The following is a 23,211-nucleotide window of genomic DNA, read 5'->3' on the forward strand; positions in this document are numbered from 1 at the left end:
AGGAAATACTTGGCAAACAGCACCAGTGTTTACAGATGTTCCTGGAGGAGATTATGTATTATTGATTCGTAATGTATTAGGAGGAGGATGTGAGAATCCATCGATTCCATTTGGAGTTATCGATTTCCCTAAATACTTCACACCAAATAATGATGGAATCCATGATACATGGAAGATTCAAGGATTGGAGAGTGGAAATTATGCAAGTGTAGAGATTTACATCTTTGATAGATACGGAAAAGTGATTGTTAAATTAGATCCGAAACAAGGATGGAATGGATTGACAAGATATGGTCAACCATTACCGTCATCAGATTACTGGTTCTCATTAGACATTGTGAAGTCTGTAGGAGTATCAGAAGATGGAACTGTAACAACAAGACGTTATACAAAGAAAGGACACTTTAGTTTGATTAGAAGATAAAAATTCTTTCTATAGAAATATTAAAAATCCCAACTGTAATGGTTGGGATTTTTTTTGTGGTTATTTTATCGGCTTAGGGATTGAAGAGTAAAGCTTTTCTTTATTCTAAAATTTGTTTTTTCTTAGAAAGCGGAGGCGACCTAAGAAGCCCACGGATTTCTTTTAGAAAAACTTTTTAGAAAAATGAAAACTTGAAACGTAAAGCCCGACTTTGCTTTTGCAAAGGAAGCTCCAGAAAGTAATTAGTATAATTTCAAAAAATGATATTTTCTACTCAGGTTTTAAATCTTTTAGATATGATTTTTTTATCAAATTTTGCTATTGAAATTTTAGAGAATTATTTAATTATTTTAGAAAATAATAAATTGGAGTATAAATGAAATTTTTCGTTTTAATAAAGTTCTTATTTTTTTACCTTTGTACAACTATAAAACAACATCAACAAAATGAGTAATCAAATTAAACCGGGAGTTGCTACTGGTGATGCAGTGCAAGATATTTTCAAATTAGCAAAAGCAAAAAACTTTGCACTTCCTGCAGTAAACGTTACAAGTTCAAGTACAATTAATTCTGTTTTAGAAACAGCAAAAGAATTAAACGCACCTGTTATTATCCAATTTTCTAATGGAGGAGCGCATTTTAATGCTGGGAAAGGACTTTCTAACGAAAACCAAAAAGCTGCTATTGCTGGAGCTGTTGCTGGAGCGAAACACATTCATTTATTAGCGGATGCTTATGAAGTTCCTGTGATTTTACACACAGATCATTGTGCGAAGAAATTACTTCCTTGGATTGATGGATTATTAGATGCAGGTGAGCAATTTTATAAAGAAACAGGAAAGCCTTTATATAGTTCTCATATGATTGATTTATCAGAAGAGCCTTTGGAAGAGAATATTGAAATCTGTAAACAATACTTAGAAAGAATGTCGAAAATGGGAATGACATTGGAGATTGAGCTAGGTATTACAGGTGGAGAAGAAGACGGAGTTGATAATACTGACGTTGATACTTCAAAATTATATACGCAACCAGAAGAAGTTGCTTATGCTTATGAAGAATTAAAGAAAGTAAGTGATAAATTTACAATTGCTGCATCTTTTGGAAATGTACATGGAGTTTATAAGCCAGGAAATGTAGTGCTTACTCCAAAAATTTTAGATAACTCTCAAAAATTTATCGAGGAGAAATTTAATACAGAAAGTAATCCTGTTGATTTCGTATTCCACGGTGGTTCTGGTTCTTCTTTAGAAGAAATTAGAGAAGCTATTTCTTATGGAACAATCAAAATGAATATTGATACAGATCTTCAGTTTGCTTATACAGAAGGAATCAGAGATTATATGGGAGAAAAGAAAGAGTATTTAAAGACTCAGATTGGAAATCCGGAAGGAGCTGATATTCCAAATAAAAAATATTACGATCCAAGAAAATGGATTAGAGAAGGTGAATTAACGTTTAAAGCACGTTTAAAACAAGCTTTCGAAGACTTAAATAACATAGATACATTATAGTATTTCTTCAAATAAATATAAAGGGTATTTAAACAAAATTTAAATACTCTTTATTTTTTTATTAAATTGCTCCCCATTTTATAAACGAAATCAAAAACCCATATATAATATGTCATCTTGGTTTAAAAGAAAAGATAAAGGGATTCAAACGCCAACAGAAGCTAAAAAAGATGTCCCAAAAGGATTATGGTATAAAACACCTAGCGGAAAGATTGTTGATTCTGACGAATTGAAAAGAAATCTATACGTAAGCCCTGAAGATGGATATCACGTGAGGGTTGGTAGTGCCGAATACTTCGAAATTTTATTTGATAATAACGAATTTACAGAATTGGATGCAGACATGGTATCAAAAGATCCACTGCAATTCGAGGATAAGAAAAAATATACAGACCGTTTAAAAGCTGCTCAGAGTAAAACTAATTTAAAAGACGCTGTTCGTACTGCTGTAGGAAAATCTTTTGGAAAAGATATCGTAGTTGCTGCAATGGACTTTAGTTTTATTGGAGGATCGATGGGAAGTGTAGTAGGAGAGAAAATTGCAAGAGCAATTAACTATGCAATCGAAAACAAACTTCCATTCTTGATGATTTCTAAATCTGGAGGAGCAAGAATGATGGAAGCTTCACTTTCATTAATGCAGTTAGTTAAAACATCTTCTAAGTTGGCGCAATTAGCGGAAGCTAAATTACCATATATCTCATTATGTACGGATCCAACAACAGGAGGGACTACAGCATCTTATGCAATGTTAGGAGATATCAACATCGCTGAGCCAAATGCTTTAATCGGTTTCGCTGGACCTCGTGTAGTAAAAGATACTACAGGTAAGGACTTACCAGAAGGATTCCAAAGAGCTGAGTTTGTATTAGAGCACGGATTCTTAGATAAGATCGTTGAGAGAAAAGATCTAAAGAAACAAATTAATTTATATATTGATTTAGTGCAAAATCATCCAATCCGTTCGTAAGAACTTGTGGATACGTTATTATTTGAATGAAAATATAGAATGTTTTATAATATTTTTAATTTAGAACTTCTATTCAAAAAAATAATAGTAAATTTGCACCTTTGAATAACTAATTTAGTTATCAATACATAAAAATTATTAATTTAAAATTTAATGTTAGCATGTATTTAACAGCAGAGAAAAAACAAGAAATTTTTGCAAAGCACGGTAAGTCAGCTACTGATACTGGAACTTCAGAAGGACAAATTGCTTTATTCACTTACAGAATTAACCACTTAACTGAACACTTAAAAAAGAATCGTAAAGATTATAATACAGAGCGTTCATTAGTAAAGTTAGTAGGTAAGAGAAGAAGCTTATTAGACTACTTGAAGAAGAAAGATATCATCAGATATCGTGCGATCATAAAAGAATTAGGAATTAGAAAATAATTCCAAAAAAAGAGAGGCTATTTGCCTCTTTTTTTATTTTCAATAAGAAAGCTTAAATTACAACTTTTCATTGGTTTACAAACAACACAACAACACAACAACACAAACCAATTGTTTAATTAAGAACTAAAAAGATTTTATGATTCCTAAAGTTCATACAGAAATTATTGATTTAGGAGATGGTAGAACCATTTCCATCGAAACAGGGAAATTAGCAAAACAAGCAGATGCTTCTGTTGTAGTTAGAATGGGAGATTCTATGCTACTAGCTACCCTAGTTTCTGCCAAAAGTGCCAATGAAGGTATTGATTTTTTACCTTTAACAGTTGATTATAGAGAAAAATTTGCTGCTGCAGGTAGATATCCTGGAGGATTTTTCAAACGTGAGGCTAGACCAAGTACAGAAGAAATTCTTACAATGCGTCTTGTAGATCGTGTTTTACGTCCTTTATTCCCAAAAAACTACCATAATGAAACTCAAATCATGATTCAATTAATGTCTCATGATGAAAATGTAATGCCAGATGCTTTAGCAGGTCTTGCTGCTTCTGCGTGTTTAGCATTATCAGATGTACCTTTTGAAGCTCCAATTTCAGAAGTAAGAGTAATTCGTTTAGATGGAGAGTTCATCATTAACCCAACTAGAGAGCAGTTAGAACAAGCAGATATCGACTTAATGGTTGGTGCTTCTGCGGATTCTGTAGCTATGGTTGAAGGGGAAATGCAAGAAGTTTCTGAAGCAGAAATGGTTGAAGCAATTAAAGTTGCTCATGATGCTATCAAAATTCAATGTGAAGCTCAGTTAAGATTAGCTGAAAAAGTTGGATTAAAAGAAACAAGAGAGTATGCAGAACCAGAAGAAAACGAAGAATTAGAAGCTAAAGTTAGTGATTTTGTTTATAATAAAATTTATGAAATCACAAAACAAGGAAGTTCTAAGAAAGAAAGAGGTGAAAAATTCTCAACAATAAAAGAAGAATTATTAGAAACATTTTCTGAAGAAGAATTAGAAGAAAATGCAGAACTAATAGGAAAATATTTTAACAAATCTCACAAAAAAGCAGTGAGAGATGTTGTTTTAAATGAAGGATTACGTTTAGATGGAAGAAAAACTACAGAAATTCGTCCTATTTGGAGTGAAGTAGATTATTTACCATCAACACATGGTTCAGCAGTATTTACAAGAGGAGAAACACAAGCATTAGCAACAGTAACTTTAGGAACTTCAAGAGAGGCTAATGTGATTGATCTTCCAACATATCAAGGAGAAGAAACTTTCTATTTACATTATAATTTCCCTCCATTCTGTACTGGAGAAGCTAGACCTTTAAGAGGAACTTCAAGAAGAGAAATCGGACATGGAAACTTAGCGCAAAGAGCGTTAAAAATTGTAATTCCAGAAGATTGTCCTTATACAGTGCGTGTAGTTTCTGAAGTATTAGAATCAAATGGTTCTTCTTCAATGGCAACTGTTTGTGCTGGAACATTAGCATTAATGGATGCCGGAATTAAAATTACAAAACCTGTTACAGGTATTGCAATGGGATTAATTTCTGATGAAGAAACAGGAAACTTTGCTGTTTTATCTGATATTTTAGGAGATGAAGATCACTTAGGAGATATGGATTTCAAAGTAACTGGAACTACAGATGGAATTACTGCTTGTCAGATGGACATCAAAGTGAAAGGTCTTTCTTATGAAGTATTAGAACAAGCTTTAAATCAGGCTCGTGATGGTAGACTTCATATCATGAATGAAATCATGGGAACTATTTCTGAACCAAATGAAGAGGTGAAGGAACATGCTCCGAAAATGGTAAAAGTTACAATTCCAGAAGAATTTATTGGAGCTGTAATTGGGCCTGGAGGAAAAGTTATCCAAGAAATGCAAAAAGAATCAGATACTGTTATTGTAATCGAAGAAGAGGACGGTAAAGGTATCGTTGAGATTTTAGGTACAGATCAAGCTAAAATTGATTCTGTAATCCAACAAATCGAAAATATTACTTTCAAACCAGAAGTTGGTTCAGCTTATGAGGTGAAAGTTGTAAAAGTTCTTGATTTTGGAGCTGTAATTGAGTTTGTAAAAGGAAAAGAATCTTTATTACATATTTCTGAATTAGCTTGGGAAAGAACAGAAAATGTTACGGACATTGTAAATGTTGGTGATATTATTGATGTGAAATATTTAGGAATTGATCCTAAAACTAGAAAACAAAAAGTTTCTAGAAAAGCTCTTTTACCAAGACCTCCAAGAAAGGAGAAACCACAACAAAAGAAAGAGAATAAATAATATTCTTAAAGATATTTTATCAAAAAACCACATCAGAACGATGTGGTTTTTTTTTGAAATTATATTGGATTTACAACTGAAATCCAAGTGACAAAATTTATAATAGCAATAATTTCCCTTTTAACGTGTTTTTCTTTCTGCAAACATCCGCTATTTGAATCATATAATTTTACGGGTTTCCGTAAAATGGATATTTTTTTCTTTAAAAATATTTAGTTAATAATTTAGTGTGTTGATAGTCAATGTTTAATTAATTGTGTTTTTTTTGAATATTTTAAATTTAATTTTTGAGAAAAAGAATATTACTTCCAAAAAGAACCTTTTTCTTAAATGAGTATTTATTTTAGCTTAAAAACTATTTTTGAAAATAATTTTACACAACTTATTTGTTTACAAATCCAAAACCTTATATTTTCAATTTAATTACTTGATTTAACAATAGTTAAGTTGTATATTTAGAAATACAACTCTTTAAATCTGAGTAAATTAATGACAGAACTTATAGATTATTACATTCATCAAAGAAAACAATCCGAAAAAATTTGCGAACCTCTACTTATAGAAGATTACAATTTACAAGCTGCATATTTTGTAAGTCCACCAAAATGGCATTTAGGGCATACTACCTGGTTTTTTGAGCAATTTATTTTAAAAGAATATTGTAAAAATTACCTTGAGTTTAATCCTGATTTTCATTTTATTTTTAATAGTTATTATGAAACTTTAGGAAAAAGAATTGCGAGAGATAGGAGAGGACTTTTGAGTAGACCTATTTTAGAAGGAGTGTATGAATATCGAAAATTAGTCGATGATCAAATTATTTCTTTGCTGGAAGGAAATCAGTCTGAAACAATTAAGGAATTAATTTATCTTGGAATTCAACATGAACAACAACATCAAGAATTACTTTATACAGATATAAAATATAATTTATTTCAAAATCCACTAAGACCTGTTTTCGATGATAAATTAAATAAAATTCAAGATCAAAATAAAACAAAGGAAAAATGGATTGTAATTTCTGAAGGTCTTTATCAAGTAGGACATGATAAAGACGAAGAGTTTTGTTATGATAATGAGTTAGGTTCACATAAAGTCTATTTAAACACTTTTTCTATTTCTTCAAATTATGTAACAAATAGAGAATATTTGGAATTTATAGAAGCTGGAGGTTATCAAAATTTCCGTTTTTGGCTAGATGAAGGTTGGGCTTGGGTTAAAGAAAATAATATTCAAGCGCCACTTTATTGGGAGCAAAATGATAAAGAATGGAAGATATTTACTTTTTCAGGAATGCAAAATCTTCCTTTAGATAGTGTGCTTTCTCATATCTCTTATTACGAAGCACAGGCCTTTGCTTCTTGGAAAAAAATGCGACTTCCTACAGAGTTTGAATGGGAGATAGCTTCTGGTCAGTTCGATTGGGGGGTGCGTTGGGAGTGGACAAATTCAGCTTATTTACCTTATCCAAATTTTGAAATTTCTGAAGATGCAAAAGGGGAGTACAATGGAAAATTTATGAATAATCAAATGGTTTTGAGAGGAAGTTCGGTAGTAACTTCTTTAGGACATAGTAGAAAAACATATCGAAACTTTTTTCATCCACAAGAACGTTGGCAATTTTCAGGAATTCGCCTTGTAAAAAACTAAAAAAATATGACAAATCAATTTGCAAAAGATGTATATGAAGGATTAAATTCTAATCCCAAATGTTTGCCTTCCAAATACTTTTATGATACGAAAGGTTCAGAGATTTTTGTTGAAATAATGAAATTACCTGAATATTATTTAACTAGATCAGAATTTGAAATTTTTGAAAAACAATCTCAAAAAATAATTGAAGCTTTTCAAATAAAACAAAATGAATCTATCGAGATTATAGAATTAGGAGCAGGAGATGGATATAAAACAGTTGAATTATTAAAAAAAATGTATTCCCAATTTGAATTTACATACAAACCAATTGATATTTCCAAAGGAGCATTATTGAATCTTGAAAAAAATATTAAAAGTGAATTACCAGATATTTCTATGGAGCCGATTCAAGGAGATTTTTTTGAAACACTTCATGAATTACAAGCTAATGATACTCGAAAAGTTGTTTTATTTTTAGGTTCAACTTTAGGAAATATGGTTGATCGTGTTGCCAAAAAATTTATAGAATCTATTGCCGAAAATTTGAATAAAAATGATATTCTTCTTTTAGGTTTGGATTTGATAAAATCTAAGGAAATAGTAGTTCCTGCGTATAATGATGTAAAAGGAATTACGAGTTCGTTTAACTTTAATTTACTTCAAAGAATTAATAACGAGCTAGATGCGAATTTCAATTTAGAGTATTTTGAACATGCACCAGAATATTCTGAAGAAACAGGAATTGCAAAAAGTTTTTTGAAGAGTACTCGAAAGCAAACTGTTGTTTTTGATACTTTAGATTTTGAAATTGATTTTGAAAAAAATGAGAAAATATTTACCGAAATTTCTAGAAAATATGATGATTCCATACTTCAAATGTTAGTAAAGGATTCAGGTTTTGAGATTAGTGAAAAAATAATGGATGAAAAAAAATATTTTGCAGACTATATTTTAAAGAAAGAACTATAGGTAGTTTTTCTGTTGTTTGTTTAATGATTCTACAACTTTTGAAATATTAATGTCAAAAGAATTTAAATCAACCTCTCTAATGTTTTCTAAATATTGTTTTTCTTTTAAAAAGATAATCAGATATGCATAGAAAGCTTTCATTAAATCATGATTTCGGGTGTTTTCGTAAGTGATGATTTCATTTTTAATCTCAAAATTTACAAGAAAATTTGAAATAAAATATGCTAGCTCTTGTAAGTTACCTCGTTCAAAAACTTTTGTTAATTGATAAAGATTATGAAAATTTAGCATTGTTGCTAAGTTTCTATAATGATATAATTTATCAGCTAAAGTTGATTTATAATCATCATTAAGTTTTTCATAGTCCGCAAAGTCAAATCGATGGAAAAGTATTGAAATAATAAAACCGATAATGAACCAATCTTCTGAATTATTTTTTTTCAAACCTTTTTGAATCCTATCAAAAAAATCTAAGTCTATTTTTGGCGGAATAAAATTATGCCATTGCATTAGCTCTTCAACAATAGAATTAATACCGTTTAGAATCATATTTTCTGTATAATAACATTTTTTGTTGTAATAAAAATGCGAAGAGAATAACCAATTTTTTTCTTCATTTGTTAATAAATGAAAACCTCCTTGTAGTAATATTTCTAGAGTTAAAATACCTTTTGCTAAGAGAGGAGGGATGAAATCATTATTTTGATCTTTTAGAATTTCTTCAAAATGTGTAAGGTTTCCTTTCGTTTTTCGGATGAAATTTATTGGACAAATAGTTTCATTAAAATCTATGTTTGAATCTTTTTTTAACAAATCTTCATATTGTATTTTCCAATTTACTTCCCATGTGAAACCTTGATGATGAATTTCAGTTAAAATATCTTTAGAAAATTTCATAAAAATAGCATGAACAGATTCTGTAAAATATGCTTCACCAAAAAAAGTGTTTTTATTTGGTCTATTAGTTCGCTGCATTTTTTTGTTTGTATACCTCCCTCTACCCAGAAGTAAATGAGCGTCATCTAATAAATTTTTTAAAACAACATTTTTAGAGTTAATAAAATCTTCCTCAGGTTTTTCGATTGGTGAAACAATTTTTTGAATGTCTTGGTATTCATTTTCCAAATAATTTCTGATAACAAAAGATTTTTCTGTAAGAAATTTTCGAAAATAAATCATGACTTCACCTATTTCTGAGTAAGGAGAAATCCAATTTTTTGAAGTTTGGGTTTGTTGTAGTTTTTTATCGAATTTAAAATCTTTGTATTGTAGTTTTAAAGACATAATTTTAAGGTATATACTTAAATATACGATTTAATTATTTCAATAAAAAGGATAATATTTCAACGTTCTATAAGAATGATTCTAAAAGTAACTAGCAATTTTTAAGACAAATTCAAAGTTTTGTTTCTTTGAATTTGTCTCAGAATTTTATTTTGACTTTTTAACGTATTTTGTCAGAACTACAATGTGTTGTCCATTTACTCTACCTTCAATATGCTCGGCATTGTCATGAACTAAAGAAATATTTCTCATGAAATCTCCTCTTTTTGCAGTGAAGTTTGCACCTTTTACATTCAAATCTTTAATCATCACTACAGAATCTCCAGCTTTCAAAATACTTCCATTACTATCTTTATGGATTATTTTTTCACTTTCATCAATATCTTCACCAGTTGCCTTTGCCCACTCTAAAGTATCTTCGTCTAAATACAGCATATCTAAAAGATCTTGAGGCCAACCTTCTTTTTTTAAACGATGAAGCATGCGCCAAGCTACAACTTGAACAGCAGGAACTTCGCTCCACATACTATCATTTAAACAACGCCAGTGGTTCGATTCCATTTTTTCAGCATCTTCAATTTGCTCTTTACAAGTGTTGCAGATATAAATTGAATCTTTAAGGCTTTCTTTAGTTGCAGGTTCTACTGTATAGATGTCAAGATTTTCTGTTGCAGTACAAATTTCGCAACAATTATTACTACGAGATTGTAGTTCTTTTTTGATACTCATTTTTTTAAAATTTAATTGAATTGTGAGTAAATTTTACTACTAATTTATTCTTTACAAAAATAACTTATTTAAACGGAAATAGAGTCTTAAATAGGCTTTATTCCTTTTTAATCAAATAGATAAAGTTGTGAAATATGTGAGTTTGTCTTACATAATTTTATTAACCGAACGTTTTAACTTATTATAAATATTTAACTTATACTTTTATAATTATAATTTTAAATCAATAATAAGATGATATTACTAATCAAATAACGATAATGGGTTGATTTTAATGATATCTTAAATAAAATGTTTATTTATTGTTAATATAGTACAGTAAAGTGTTAAGATAATATTAAATTTAACCATATATAATTCATTTATTGTATTAATAACAAAACTTATTATAATATGGTGAAAAATTACTTTTTTACTCTTTTAGCATTATTAAGTTTTACTTTTGGTTTTTCTCAGACCAATAATTTTTGGGAAGAAACCAATAATTTTAGTGCTAAAGGAGAATTATTCAACAAAGATTTACCTTCAACTGGTAGATTTTTTTCTTTGAACACAAGTTCACTGATGTCGGAACTTGCAAATGCTCCCGAAAGAAGTTTTACTTCTGTTAGTAATTCAAATGTAATCATAAGTATTCCAAATTTAGATGGAACTTATAGTTCGTTTAGAATTGAAGAAGCATCGAATATGTCGGATGTGCTTCAAAACAAATATCCAGAAATTAGATCTTATATTGGATATCCTTTAAGTAAATCTACAGAAGTTATTCGTTTTAGTTTATCTCCTCAAAAAGGGTTGAGTTTAACTGTTTTTTCGACGACTAGCGAAACAAGATTTATAGAATGTGTTAATGTTCAAGAAGAGAGATACATGTTGTACTCTAGAGCAGGTTCAGATTCAATTCAGAATAAATTAAATTGTTTAACAGATGATATTTCGTCAGTAACAAATTCGATTTCAAATAACTCACAGTTTTTTAATAAAGCAGATGATCAAACTTTACGTACATTCCGTTTAGCTATGTCTGTTACAGGTGAGTATACAGATTATCATGGTGGAACAGTAGATGATGCTTTAGCTGCTATTAATGAAACTATGACAAGAGTAAATGGAATTTACGAAAGAGATTTTGCCATCAATATGGAGTTAATAGATAACACAGATGATGTTATTTATATAGATTCTTCTACAGATCCTTATTCTTCTAATGATGGTAACTATAATAGTGAATTACAAAATACTCTAACAAGTGAAATTGGAGAAGCAAATTATGATATTGGACATTTAATGTCAGGTATTGGAAATAATGGAAATGCAGGATGTATTGGATGTATATGTGTTGATAACCAAAAAGGAAGTGGTTTTACAACAAGTACTGTTCCTGAAGGAGATGCTTTTGATGTGGATTTTGTAGCTCATGAGATGGGACATCAATTTGGTGCAAATCATACACATACTCATGGATGGAATGAACAAACAGGTGCGCAATCAGAGCCTGGAAGTGGTTCTACAATTATGGGATATGCAGGAATTACAGGTCCAACTACAGATGTACAATCAAATAGTGATGATTATTTCCACCACTTTAATATTTCACAAGTTTTAGATTATGTAAAATCAACATCTTGTCAAACAGAAGAGTCAATTTCGAATAGTACACCTGTTGCAGATGCAGGAAGTGATTATATAATTCCAAAGTCTACAGCATTTGTATTAACAGGTTCTGCAACAGATTCTGATGCAAATGATGTATTAACATATTGTTGGGAGCAAAATGATGTTGCTCAACCAAGTAATTTTGGTTCGACACCTAGTGCTACAAGTACTACAGGACCATTATTTAGATCTTTAGATCCAACAGAAGATGAAAGAAGATTTTTTCCAAAAAGAGAAACTGTATATAATAATAGTTTAAGTACAACTTGGGAAGTTATACCTAGTGTAGGAAGAGATTTAAATTTTGCTTTAACAGTTCGTGATAATGCCTCTATTGGGCAAAATGACATAGATTATATGGAAGTAACTGTGGATGGAACAGCTGGACCATTTGAGGTTACATCACAAAATAGTTCGGAAACTTGGTCAGGAGCTTCGCAACAGACAGTAACATGGGATGTTGCAGGTACTGATGGTGGAAATATTAATGTTTCAAATGTAAATATTTTATTTACGACAGACAATGGAGAAACTACAATGGAATTAGCTTCTAATGTAGCAAATAATGGAAGTTATGAAATTACTGCTCCAAATATTTCGACTACAAGTGGTAGAGTTATTGTTGAAGCTGTGGATAACATTTTTTATGCTGTAAATACTTCAGCAATTACTATTGAAGAGGCAGAAAATTTCCAGTTGACATTTGATACGATGGATACAGAAGTATGTAATACAGAGACAGAAGCTACAATCAGTTTTACATACAATACATATAATGATTTTAATGAAGAAGTTACTTTTTCATTAAATAACTTACCAGATGCTTTAACTTATTCATTTAATCCAGCAACTGCAACGGATAATAATACAGCTGTTCAATTGACTATTTCTGGTATCGATACTAATATTTCAGGAGTATATGATTTAGAAATTTCAGGTGTTTCCTCTACAGAAACTAAAACAGAAAATCATACTTTAAGTATTTTAGGTGCTATCACTGAAGAGTTAGTATTAACATCTCCTTCAGAAGGAGATACTGGAGTTGAAATTTCTTCAAACTTTACTTGGAATGCTATTGCTAACGCAACAAATTATACTGTAGAAGTTGCAACCGATGCTAATTTTGAAAATATTGTTTTTTCTCAAAGTACGACTGAAACAAATATTGATGTTACAGGTTTAGAAACTTCAACAATGTATTACTGGAGAGCTAAAGGAGTTAGTAGTTGTTCAGAAGGAGAGTTTACAGATGCAGTTAGTTTCGAAACATCTAATATTTCATGCTTATCTTATGAAGCTACAGATTTAAATCTAGCTGTTGGATCTGATCCTTCAACTGTTGAGTCGACAATTACTATAGAAGATCAGGTAATTGTTACAGATGTAAATGTAACGATTAATATTGATCACATTTATGATGCGGATTTAGATATAAAATTAATTGCTCCAAATGGTACAGAAGTAGATTTATCTTCTGGAAATGGAGGAAATGGAGATAATTATACAAATACAATTTTTGATGATGATGCAGATTCTTCAATCACAGCTGGTTCTGCTCCATACACAGGAACATTCCAACCAGAAGGATCTTTAGCTTCTTTAAATGGTATTCAGTCAAACGGAGATTGGAAACTTTCTGTTACGGATACTTATCCGAGTTTAGATGATGGTACTGTTCTTTCATGGTCTGTAGAAATTTGTGGTTCTTCTCTTTCTGATATGGATGGAGATGGAATTGATGATTCAGTTGATAATTGCCCAGAAATTGCAAATGCAGATCAAGCAGATAATGATGAAGATGGAATGGGAGATGTATGTGATGAAGATGACGATAATGATGGAGTTTTAGATGTAGAAGATGATTGTCCATTCATTTATAATTTAAATAGTGAAATGATTGTAACATTAGTTTCACCTGAAATTGGAACTAATAGTGATGGAGCAATGGATTTCGAATGGGGAGAAATGGAACATGCTACAAATTATGTTTTTGAAATTTCAACTGTAGAAGATTTTTCAACAACTATTGAAACAGTGACTTTAGAGACATTAACGCATTCAATTGCTGATCTTGAAGAAGGAACATATTATTGGAGAGTAAAAGCTACAAACGAATGTTCAGAATCTGGATATTCTGCAGTTTGGAGTTTTGAAGTAACAAATATTGCTTGTATTTCTTTAGAAGCTTCTGATTTAAATATGGCAATAAATGCTGAGAATCTTACGGTAGAATCTATTATTAATTTCCCTATTGATGAATCAATTTTTGATGTAAATGTTACTGTAAATATTAACCATGTTTATAATGGAGATTTAGATATATATTTAGTAGGACCAGATGGAACTCAAATTGAATTAAGCACAGATAACGGAGGAGGTTCAGATAATTATACAAATACAGTGTTTGATAGTGAAGCTGAATCGTCAATTACAACTGGAACAGCTCCTTATACTGGATCATTCCAGCCAGAGCAATCTTTATCTACTTTCTATGGAATGAGTTCTATGGGAGATTGGAAATTAGTTGTTACAGATGATTATGCTTCTTTAGATGATGGAGAATTATTATCATGGTCTATTGAAATTTGTGGATCATTTGATGAAACATTATTTGAAGATAATGATGAGGATGGAATTTTAAATTATGAAGATAACTGTCCTGATGTTGCAAATGCAGACCAAGCAGATAATGATGAAGATGGAATGGGAGATGTATGTGATGAAGATGACGATAATGATGGAATTTTAGATACGGAAGATGATTGTCCATTTATTTATAATTTAGATCAAAATGGAGAGTTAGTATTATTAACAACTCCAGTGAATTTAGCTGATTTAGCAGAAGGAACATTAGATTTTTCTTGGGAAAATTTAGAACATGCAGATAATTATGTTTTCGAATTAGCAACAGATATGGATTTTACTTCAATAGTAGAAACAGTTACAATTGCTGAAACTATGCATTCTATCTCAGATTTAGATTTTAATACTTATTATTGGAGAGTAAAAGCTACAAATGAATGTTCAGAATCTCTTTATTCTGAAGTATGGACATTTAATATTAAAGACATTACTTGTGCTTCAACAGAGTCAGGAGACGTATCTCTTGCTTTTGGAGGAGATCCTTCAATTGTAGAATCATCAATTAATATTACAGATGGAGTAGTTGTATCAGATGTAAATGTAACAGTTAATATTAACCATGTTTGGAACTCGGATGTTACAATTAAATTAGTTTCACCTTCAGGAACTGAAGTTGAATTATCTTCAGGAAATGGAGGAAGTAATGATAATTATACAAATACAGTTTTTGATGATGAGGCAGATACTGCAATTACAGCGGGAACGGCTCCATACACAGGAACATTCCAACCAGAAGGATCTTTAGCTTTAGTTAATGGAGAGCCTTCACTTGGAGATTGGACACTAGTAGTGGAAGATACATATATTACATCAGATGATGGGGAGTTAATTTCGTGGTCAATAGAAATATGTGGAGTTGAACCTTCAGATATGGATGGAGATGGTATTGCAGATATGAACGATAATTGTCCAGAAATTGCAAATGCAGATCAAGCAGATAATGATGGAGATGGAATGGGAGATGTTTGTGATGAAGATGATGATAATGATGGAATTTTAGATGTTGATGATAACTGTCCATTTGAAGCAAACGAAGATCAAGCAGATAATGATGAAGATGGAATGGGAGATGTTTGTGATGAAGATGATGATAATGACGGAATCTTAGATGAAGATGATGATTGTCCATTAGTTTATAATTTAGATGTAAATGATGATATTGTTGTTACTTTAATTTCTCCTGCAAATGAAGGAGGATCTTCTTCTACAACTTTATTTACTTGGGAAACTGTAGAGTATGCAGATAACTATGTTTTCGAATTAGCTACAGATGCTGATTTTACTACAATTGTTGAAACAACTACAGTTGCAGCAACAAATTACACGGCAGAAGATTTAGAGCAAGGAATCACTTATTATTGGAGAGTAAAAGCTATTAACGAGTGTTCTGAAACAGAATATTCAACAGTATTTACTTTTGAAGTTGTTGAAACTACTTGTTTAACTTATGAGTCAAATGATGGACCAATTACAATTTTAGATGTTGATCCAGAGGTTATCCAATCTGTGATTCAAATTAATCAAGATGTTACAATTGAAGATATCAATGTGACAATTAATATTGATCATGTTTGGACTGGAGATTTAAATGTAACTTTAATTTCACCAGATGGAACAGAAATAGATTTAACTTCAGGAAATGGAGGAAGTTCAGATAATTATACAGAAACTGTTTTTGATGATGAAGCAGATACTTCTATTACAGCAGGAACAGCACCTTACACAGGAACATTCCAACCAGAAGGATCTTTAGCAACACTTTATAATACGAGTTCTCTAGGAAGTTGGACTTTATCTATTGAAGATACATACTCATTTGGTGATGGAGGAGAATATATTTCTTGGTCAGTTGAAATTTGTGGAGCATTTGATGATTCATTAACTGAGGATAACGATGGAGATGGAATCTTGAATTTTGAAGATAACTGTCCTGATATTGCAAATGCAGATCAAGCTGATAATGATGGTGACGGAATGGGAGATGTTTGTGATGAAGATGATGATAATGATGGAATCTTAGATACGGAAGATGATTGTCCGTTTATTTTCAATTTAGATCCTGAGAATACTGAAATCACATTAACTTCTCCAGAAAACAACTTTATGAGTATTGTTACTAGTATTGAGTTTACTTGGGAAATGGTTGAGCATGCTGATCAGTATATTATTGAAATTGCAACAGATGATGCTTTTGCAACTATTGTAGAAACTGCAACTCAAGAAGAATTAGTATTCTTAGTTGAAACTCTTGAAGCAGGAACTTACTATTGGAGAGTACAAGCAATTAATGAATGTTCTGAATCAAATTATTCTGAAGTTTATATGCTTGAATTAATAGAACCTTTCTGTTCTAGTTACGAATCAACAGATGGACCAATTGAAATTGCAGAAGTAGATCCAGAAGTTGTTGAGTCAATTATAGAAATTACAGAAGATGTAAATATCTTAGATGTTAATGTTACTGTAAATATCGATCATGTTTGGACTGGAGATTTAAATGTTAGTTTAATTGCTCCTGATGGAACAACAATTGATTTAACTTCAGGAAATGGTTCTAGTGGAGATAATTATACAGAAACAGTATTTGATGACCACGCTGATGAAACTGTCGTTGGTCAATCGGCACCATTTACTGGAACATTCCAACCAGAAGGCTCTCTAGCTGTATTGAACGGAATGAGTTCTTTAGGAGAATGGAAGTTATCTATTGAAGATACATACTCTTCTGGTGATGGAGGTGAATTCTTATCATGGTCTATTGAGATTTGTAGTGATGAAGATCCTTCTATTATTTCGGATATGGATGGAGATGGAATTGCAGATGAGGATGATAACTGTCCAGAAGTTGCTAATGCAGATCAAGCAGATAATGATGAAGACGGAATCGGAGATGTTTGTGATGATGACGATGATAATGACGGAATCCTAGATACGGAGGATAATTGTCAATTTACAGCAAACGAAGATCAAGCAGATAATGATGAAGATGGAATGGGAGATGTTTGTGATGAAGATGATGATAATGATGGAATCCTAGATACGGAAGATAACTGTCAATTTACAGCAAACGAAGATCAAGCAGATAATGATGAAGATGGAATGGGAGATGTTTGTGATGAAGATGATGATAATGACGGAATCTTAGATACGGAAGATAATTGTCAATTTACTGCAAATCCTGATCAGGAAGATGTTGATGAAGATGGAATTGGTGATGCTTGTGATGAAGATATTAATGTAGATGAGGTTGTAAGAATGGACTTTAAAGTGTATCCAAACCCAGCTCAAAACATTGTTTATGTTAATGCTAGTCATAATGCAGAATTGAAAGTTTACAATGCTATAGGAATGGTGGTAAAACAACAAAAATTAACTTCTGAAACTAAAAATGTGATTGATACACAAATTTTACAATCTGGAGTTTATACTTTCGAAATTACTTCTAACAAGAAAGTGATGATAAAGAAAGTTGTGATAAGATAATTTAAATTTGTTTAATATCTTTTTGAGGCTGCTTCTTCGGAGGTGGCCTCTTTTTTTATGGCTTAGGGATTGAAAAGGAAAGCTTTTATGTTTAAAAAATTAGATATTCTTAGGAAGTAAGAGTGACCAACGGAAGCTTTTAATTTCTTTAGAATATCTTTTTTTTAAACATGAAACTTGTATTGAAAAGCCCGACCCGATAGGGGAAGCTCCTGAAGCTATTTAGAATATGTATTTCTTCTAAACTCATTTAGAAGGATGCTTGTAGCAGTTGCAACATTTAAGCTTTCTGTTACTTGAAGATTTCCAAACCTCGGTATTGAAATGGTTTTAGTTACTTTTTGTTCTATTTTTTCACTAAGCCCATTTGCTTCATTCCCCATGATTAGAAGTGCATTTTCGGGGATTTTCACTGAATAAATAATCTCACCATCCATATCTGCACCATAAATATCATGAGGATAAGTATCTAGATATTCTTCTAGGTTTGTATAAATGATTTCTACTCTAGAAAGCGAACCCATCGTTGATTGTACTACTTTTGAGTTGTAACAATCCACAGTATCTTTAGAACAAACTAATTGCTCTACGCCAAACCAATCACAAAGACGAATGATTGTCCCTAAATTTCCAGGATCATTGATGCAATCTAGTGCAACGATTAAACCTTCTGTTTTTAGTTTTTTAGTTTCTGGTATTTTAAAAATCGCTAAAACTTTATTTGGAGACTTAAGATTACTGATTTTTTTTAATTCATTTTCAGAAATAATTTGCGTCTGAGAATCTAAATTTATGTTAAAATCTTCCGTGGCATATAATTCGTGTAACTCAAGATTTGAATCTAAAAGTTCATTTACTACCTTTATACCCTCAGCAATAAAGAATCCGTATTTGTTTCTGTATTTTTTGTTATGTAAACTGTTTATAAATTTTATTTGATTTTTAGATAACATTTCGAAATGTGTTATTTTTAGGGCAAATTTAAACTCTTATTTATTGAAAAACAATATTTTAATATCAATAGTATTTTTAATTGCTTCTTTAGCTTTTGTTTCTTGTAATTCAGTGAAATACGTTCCGGAAGGAAAACATTTGTTAACAAAGAATAAGTTATTTGTAGATGGTAAGCAAGGAGGAGTGAAGGAAGCAAATGAATATATTATTCAGCGACCTAATCAGTCCGTGTTGTTATTGAAATTTCCACTTTATTTTTATAATCTAGGAAATAAGGGTTATGATACAGCTTTTGTTCAATATTTAGATAGGCATCCAAAAACTTTAAAATTTCTAGATAAGACTTTTTCTAGAAAACAAGTTTCTTCAATGAATAATACATATAAAGGACTTAATAAATGGTTTTTGGAAAAAGGAGAAGCTCCTGTGATTTTGGATTCTGAAAAAACTACTGCAACTGCGAAAAATTTAAAATCCTATTTTATCAACCAAGGATATTATAAGGTAAAGATTGATTATAAAGAAATTCTTTATCCAAATAAAAAGGCAGAGGTAGAATATTATATAGAAAAAAATACTCCTTACAGAATCGATTCTATAAGTAAAGATATCTCTTCCAAAGAATTAGATTTAATTTATCAGAAAAGAAAATTTCCAACTTCTATTAAAAAAGGAGAATTATTAAAATTGTCCTATTTTGAAGATGAAAGAGATAAAATAACAAGACTTTTTAGAAATAATGGAGTGTATTATTTTGATCCAAATTCGATTCGTTTTAGTATTGATACTACCAGAAATGAATTTGATGTAAATGTAAAACTTCAAATTGCAAACCGATATATAAGTAAAGCTGATTCGGTATATTTTGTTCCTTATAAAAAACAAACAGTCTCGAAAGTAAAAGTTTATACAGATTACTATTTTAATGATAGACAGAAACCATATAAGGATACTTTGGTTTATAATAAGATGGAATTTATAAATCATGAAAAATCAAAGTACAATCCTAAATTATTATCGAATGCAATTTTCATCCAGCCAGATTCTTTATATCGAGATATTGATAGGGAAAATACTAGAACGCAGATAAGAAATCTTCAGAATTTTAAATTGGTAGAAATACGATATAGAGAGTTGAAAGATAGTACACTTGAAGCTTCTATTTATTTGACACCTTACGAGAAATTTAGATTAGGGATAAATACAGAATTAACACATTCCAATGTTAGACCTTTTGGAGTTTCTGCAGGAGTTTCTTTGTTGAATAGAAATATTTTTAAAGGTGCGGAAATTTTAAAATTATCGGTGCAAGGTTCTTTTTTGAATTCTCAAGATGCAGCCGAATTCAATACATTCTTTAATGCGTGGGAAGCAGGAGGTGATATTTCATTGAAAATTCCAAGATTTTTACTTCCTTTTAAAACGAATAAATGGGTGAGTAAAGATATGTCGCCTAAAACACAGTTTTTATTAGCAACAAATTTTCAGAAAAATATAGGATTAGATAAGCAAAATTTCACAGGATCTCTTACTTATTCTTGGGCCCCAAATAGAAAAAATAAGCATTCGATTGAATTATTAAATCTTCAATACATTCGAAATTTAAATGTAAGTTCTTATTTTAATATTTATAGAACAGACAGAAATACACTGATTAATATTTCGGATACTGATATTCCAGCACCAGAAAATGCAAAAGATGAAAATGGAAATTTGATACCATTAACTTATATTGATTATGTTTTAGATCCAAGTAACGGTTTTGCTACACAATTCCCAAGTGATTATAAAAGTGTACAAAATATTAAAAGAAGGTATGATATCATTACGGAAGATTACCTGATTCCTGCGATAGTTTATAATTATAATTACAATAATAGTAAAGGAATAAAAGATAATAGCTTTTCTGCGATTCGTGTGAGAGCTGCAACAGCAGGAAATTTAGCTTCTATTTTTGTAAAAAGTGAAGGAGGAGATAGTTCAAAGAAATTATTAGGAATTCCAATTGCACAGTATGCAAAACTTGATTTGGAATATCGAAAGTTTTGGGGATTTGGACCTAAAAAGACATTAGCTTATCGATTTTTTACAGGAATTGCTTTACCGTATGGGAATTCAAAAGGAGTACCGTTTAATAAAGCTTATTATATTGGAGGACCAAATGATTTAAGAGCTTGGAAAGTTTATAGTTTAGGGCCAGGTTCTACAAGAAATGGATTGGAGTATAATGTAGGGAATTTTAAAATACTTTCGAGTTTAGAGTATCGTTTTAATGTTCTTGGAAGTTTCAATGGAGCATTCTTTATTGATGCTGGAAATATTTGGGATATTACAAATAATTCGATTACTCCAGATGATGAGAAATTCAATGGGTTTGATTCATTACGAGATATCGCAATAGGTAGTGGGTTTGGAATGCGATATGATGTGAATTTCTTGGTAATTCGTTTAGATTTTGGATTTAAAACTTATGAGCCATACTTAGAAACTAATCGTTGGTTTACGAATTATAACTTCAAAAAATCAGTGATTAATATCGGAATTAATTATCCTTTCTGATAATTAAATTCCGATGATCTTATATTCATTCCTTTGATGAAAAATTGATACAATTCAATCATTTGAGAGCGTCCTGTTCTTTTTCCAAGTTGTCCAAGTATATATAAAACACACCAAAGAATTGGTAAACCTATCATAAAAGAAAGAGAAATAGTATAATCTTTATCTAAACTCCATTCTGTATAAAAAATGATAAAGAAAACTGTGAAAGCAAAAGCTACAGCAAAATGAATGAACATAAACATCGTCCAAACATTTGGTTTTGGACCAAAAATTCCTTTTACTAAACTTAATTTTTCTTCTCCATCAATAATTTCAAAATGTAACTGAGGTGACCAAAAATGATTAGATTCATGTGGAATATCTACAATGATATGATTATCTACAACTTTAATTGGATAATTACAATTAGGATCTTTTTTTAAGATTTTAAAATTCTCAATAAGTTGCTCTTTTTCTTTATTAATTTCAAATCGAAATCTTGGTTTCAAGTAGATATCGCTTCCCTCTTTGTTCATTTTTGTTAATTAATATGTTTTTGGTTAGGTTTTCAGTGATAAATTACTATTTTTTCACTCTAATTACCAAGTAAAACGTTAAGAAATATGAAAATACTATCTATTATTTTTATTTTATCAGTGTTTTTGTTGATTTTTTTTCGATTTCGAAAAAAAAGAGAGCTAAAGAAAAGAGAAGAACTACCAATGCCAGAAGCCTGGAAAGAAATGTTGGAAAAACATGTTCGTTATTATCAAAAACTTTCACCTGAGTTAAAAGTAGAATTTCAGAAAAGAGTTATGTTTTTTCTGGCCAATGTGAAAGTGATTGGTGTAAAAACAGAAGTAGATGATTTAGATAAAATATTAGTAGCAGCAGGAGCAATTATTCCAATTTTTGCTTTTCCAAAGTGGCAATATTCGTATCTGGAAGAAGTTTTGATTTATCCAAAAACATTTGACAGAGATCGACAATTTACGAATAAAGATAGCAAAGAATTTATTTCAGGTGTTGTAGGTACTGGAGGACATTTGAGAAGTGTGATGATTCTTTCGAAACCAGCGCTTCATCATGGATTTGATATTGCAAATGATAAACAAAATGTGGCAATACATGAATTTTTACATCTTTTAGATCGAGAAGATTACGAAGTAAATGGTGTTCCTGAAATTTTAATTCATCATAAATACAGTGCATTGTGGATGGAATATATTCGAAAAAATATCAAAATGATTCATGAGAATAAATCGGATATTCGTTCGTATGGGGGAACAAATCCTGCGGAGTTTTTTGCTGTAATTGGAGAATATTTTTTTGAACAACCGCAGAAATTAAAAAGAGAACACCCAAAACTTTATGCTTTGCTTAAAGATATGTTTAAGCAAATTCCACTTAAAGAAAATCCAAGAATTTTACCCAAAAAATAAAAACTTGATTTAGAACTCATTTAAACTTTTTAACTCAAAATTCGTTTCAAGCATGTTCACCACTGGCTTGTGAAAAATTTTAACCATAGCTAAGGCTATGCTGAAATTTTTTCCCTTCATCATCAATAAACATCAGATGAAACTCCTTGTTTTGGCAAAAAAGTTTAAACGAGTTCTTAAACAAAAAAGGCTATCTCATTTAATAAGACAGCCTTTTTTTATTTATTACTAATTGTATTTAGT

At 30.6% G+C, this 23,211-nt stretch carries 14 protein-coding genes; 10 read left to right on the forward strand and 4 right to left on the reverse strand.

Annotated features, from left to right (window positions below):
- The 7 genes from I0K12_RS21230 to I0K12_RS21260 form a co-directional block, all read left to right on the forward strand.
- Nucleotides 1–424: T9SS type B sorting domain-containing protein (locus tag I0K12_RS21230; RefSeq protein ID WP_196890198.1), on the forward strand; the 424-nt coding region annotated here is incomplete at its 5' end.
- A gap of 446 nt (nucleotides 425–870) precedes the next feature.
- Entirely contained in the window at nucleotides 871–1,938 is a 1,068-nt protein-coding gene (fbaA, locus tag I0K12_RS21235; protein ID WP_196890199.1) for a class II fructose-bisphosphate aldolase, read from the forward strand.
- 109 nt (nucleotides 1,939–2,047) lie between these two features.
- Nucleotides 2,048–2,908, forward strand: coding sequence for an acetyl-CoA carboxylase, carboxyltransferase subunit beta (accD, locus tag I0K12_RS21240; RefSeq protein WP_196890200.1), 861 nt, complete (start codon nucleotides 2,048–2,050; stop codon nucleotides 2,906–2,908).
- A 161-nt stretch (nucleotides 2,909–3,069) separates the two neighbouring features.
- Entirely contained in the window at nucleotides 3,070–3,339 is a 270-nt protein-coding gene (rpsO, locus tag I0K12_RS21245) for a 30S ribosomal protein S15 (protein ID WP_196890201.1), read from the forward strand.
- A gap of 139 nt (nucleotides 3,340–3,478) precedes the next feature.
- Complete coding sequence (locus I0K12_RS21250) at nucleotides 3,479–5,632, forward strand: polyribonucleotide nucleotidyltransferase (RefSeq protein ID WP_196890202.1); 2,154 nt, start codon at nucleotides 3,479–3,481, stop codon at nucleotides 5,630–5,632.
- A 489-nt stretch (nucleotides 5,633–6,121) separates the two neighbouring features.
- Nucleotides 6,122–7,282 (forward strand): ergothioneine biosynthesis protein EgtB, encoded by a 1,161-nt coding sequence (gene egtB, locus I0K12_RS21255; RefSeq protein WP_196890203.1) that lies wholly within the window; start codon nucleotides 6,122–6,124, stop codon nucleotides 7,280–7,282.
- A gap of 6 nt (nucleotides 7,283–7,288) precedes the next feature.
- On the forward strand, nucleotides 7,289–8,236 hold the full coding sequence (locus tag I0K12_RS21260; RefSeq protein ID WP_196890204.1) for an L-histidine N(alpha)-methyltransferase: 948 nt from the start codon (nucleotides 7,289–7,291) through the stop codon (nucleotides 8,234–8,236).
- Here the strand turns inward: I0K12_RS21260 and I0K12_RS21265 are convergent.
- Complete coding sequence (locus tag I0K12_RS21265) at nucleotides 8,231–9,520, reverse strand: hypothetical protein (protein ID WP_196890205.1); 1,290 nt, start codon at nucleotides 9,518–9,520, stop codon at nucleotides 8,231–8,233. The genes I0K12_RS21260 and I0K12_RS21265 overlap by 6 nt on opposite strands.
- Nucleotides 9,521–9,667: 147 nt before the next feature.
- A complete protein-coding gene (locus I0K12_RS21270) occupies nucleotides 9,668–10,249 on the reverse strand; it encodes a PhnA domain-containing protein (protein ID WP_196890206.1) in 582 nt (193 codons plus the stop codon).
- A gap of 393 nt (nucleotides 10,250–10,642) precedes the next feature.
- On the opposite strand from I0K12_RS21270, the gene I0K12_RS22065 reads away from it, so the two are divergent.
- Nucleotides 10,643–18,031, forward strand: a complete 7,389-nt coding sequence (locus I0K12_RS22065) for a thrombospondin type 3 repeat-containing protein (RefSeq protein WP_231372829.1) — start codon at nucleotides 10,643–10,645, stop codon at nucleotides 18,029–18,031.
- Nucleotides 18,032–18,249: 218 nt separating this feature from the next.
- Here I0K12_RS22065 and I0K12_RS21305 read toward each other — a convergent pair whose 3' ends face one another.
- Entirely contained in the window at nucleotides 18,250–18,984 is a 735-nt protein-coding gene (locus tag I0K12_RS21305) for a TrmH family RNA methyltransferase (RefSeq protein ID WP_196890207.1), read from the reverse strand.
- 43 nt (nucleotides 18,985–19,027) lie between these two features.
- Between I0K12_RS21305 and I0K12_RS21310 the strand changes: the two genes are divergently transcribed.
- Nucleotides 19,028–21,544, forward strand: coding sequence for a BamA/TamA family outer membrane protein (locus I0K12_RS21310; RefSeq protein WP_196890208.1), 2,517 nt, complete (start codon nucleotides 19,028–19,030; stop codon nucleotides 21,542–21,544).
- Here I0K12_RS21310 and I0K12_RS21315 read toward each other — a convergent pair.
- The gene (locus tag I0K12_RS21315; RefSeq protein WP_196890209.1) at nucleotides 21,532–22,062 is read right to left on the reverse strand and encodes a GTP-binding protein; all 531 of its coding nucleotides are present in this window, start codon (nucleotides 22,060–22,062) and stop codon (nucleotides 21,532–21,534) included. The genes I0K12_RS21310 and I0K12_RS21315 overlap by 13 nt on opposite strands.
- An 87-nt stretch (nucleotides 22,063–22,149) precedes the next feature.
- Between I0K12_RS21315 and I0K12_RS21320 the strand changes: the two genes are divergently transcribed.
- The gene (locus I0K12_RS21320; protein ID WP_196890210.1) at nucleotides 22,150–22,968 is read left to right on the forward strand and encodes a zinc-dependent peptidase; all 819 of its coding nucleotides are present in this window, start codon (nucleotides 22,150–22,152) and stop codon (nucleotides 22,966–22,968) included.
- Nucleotides 22,969–23,211: the final 243 nt, after the last annotated feature.

The sequence above is a fragment of the Aureivirga sp. CE67 genome, from assembly GCF_015767245.1.
In the GTDB taxonomy this organism is placed as follows: domain Bacteria; phylum Bacteroidota; class Bacteroidia; order Flavobacteriales; family Flavobacteriaceae; genus Aureivirga.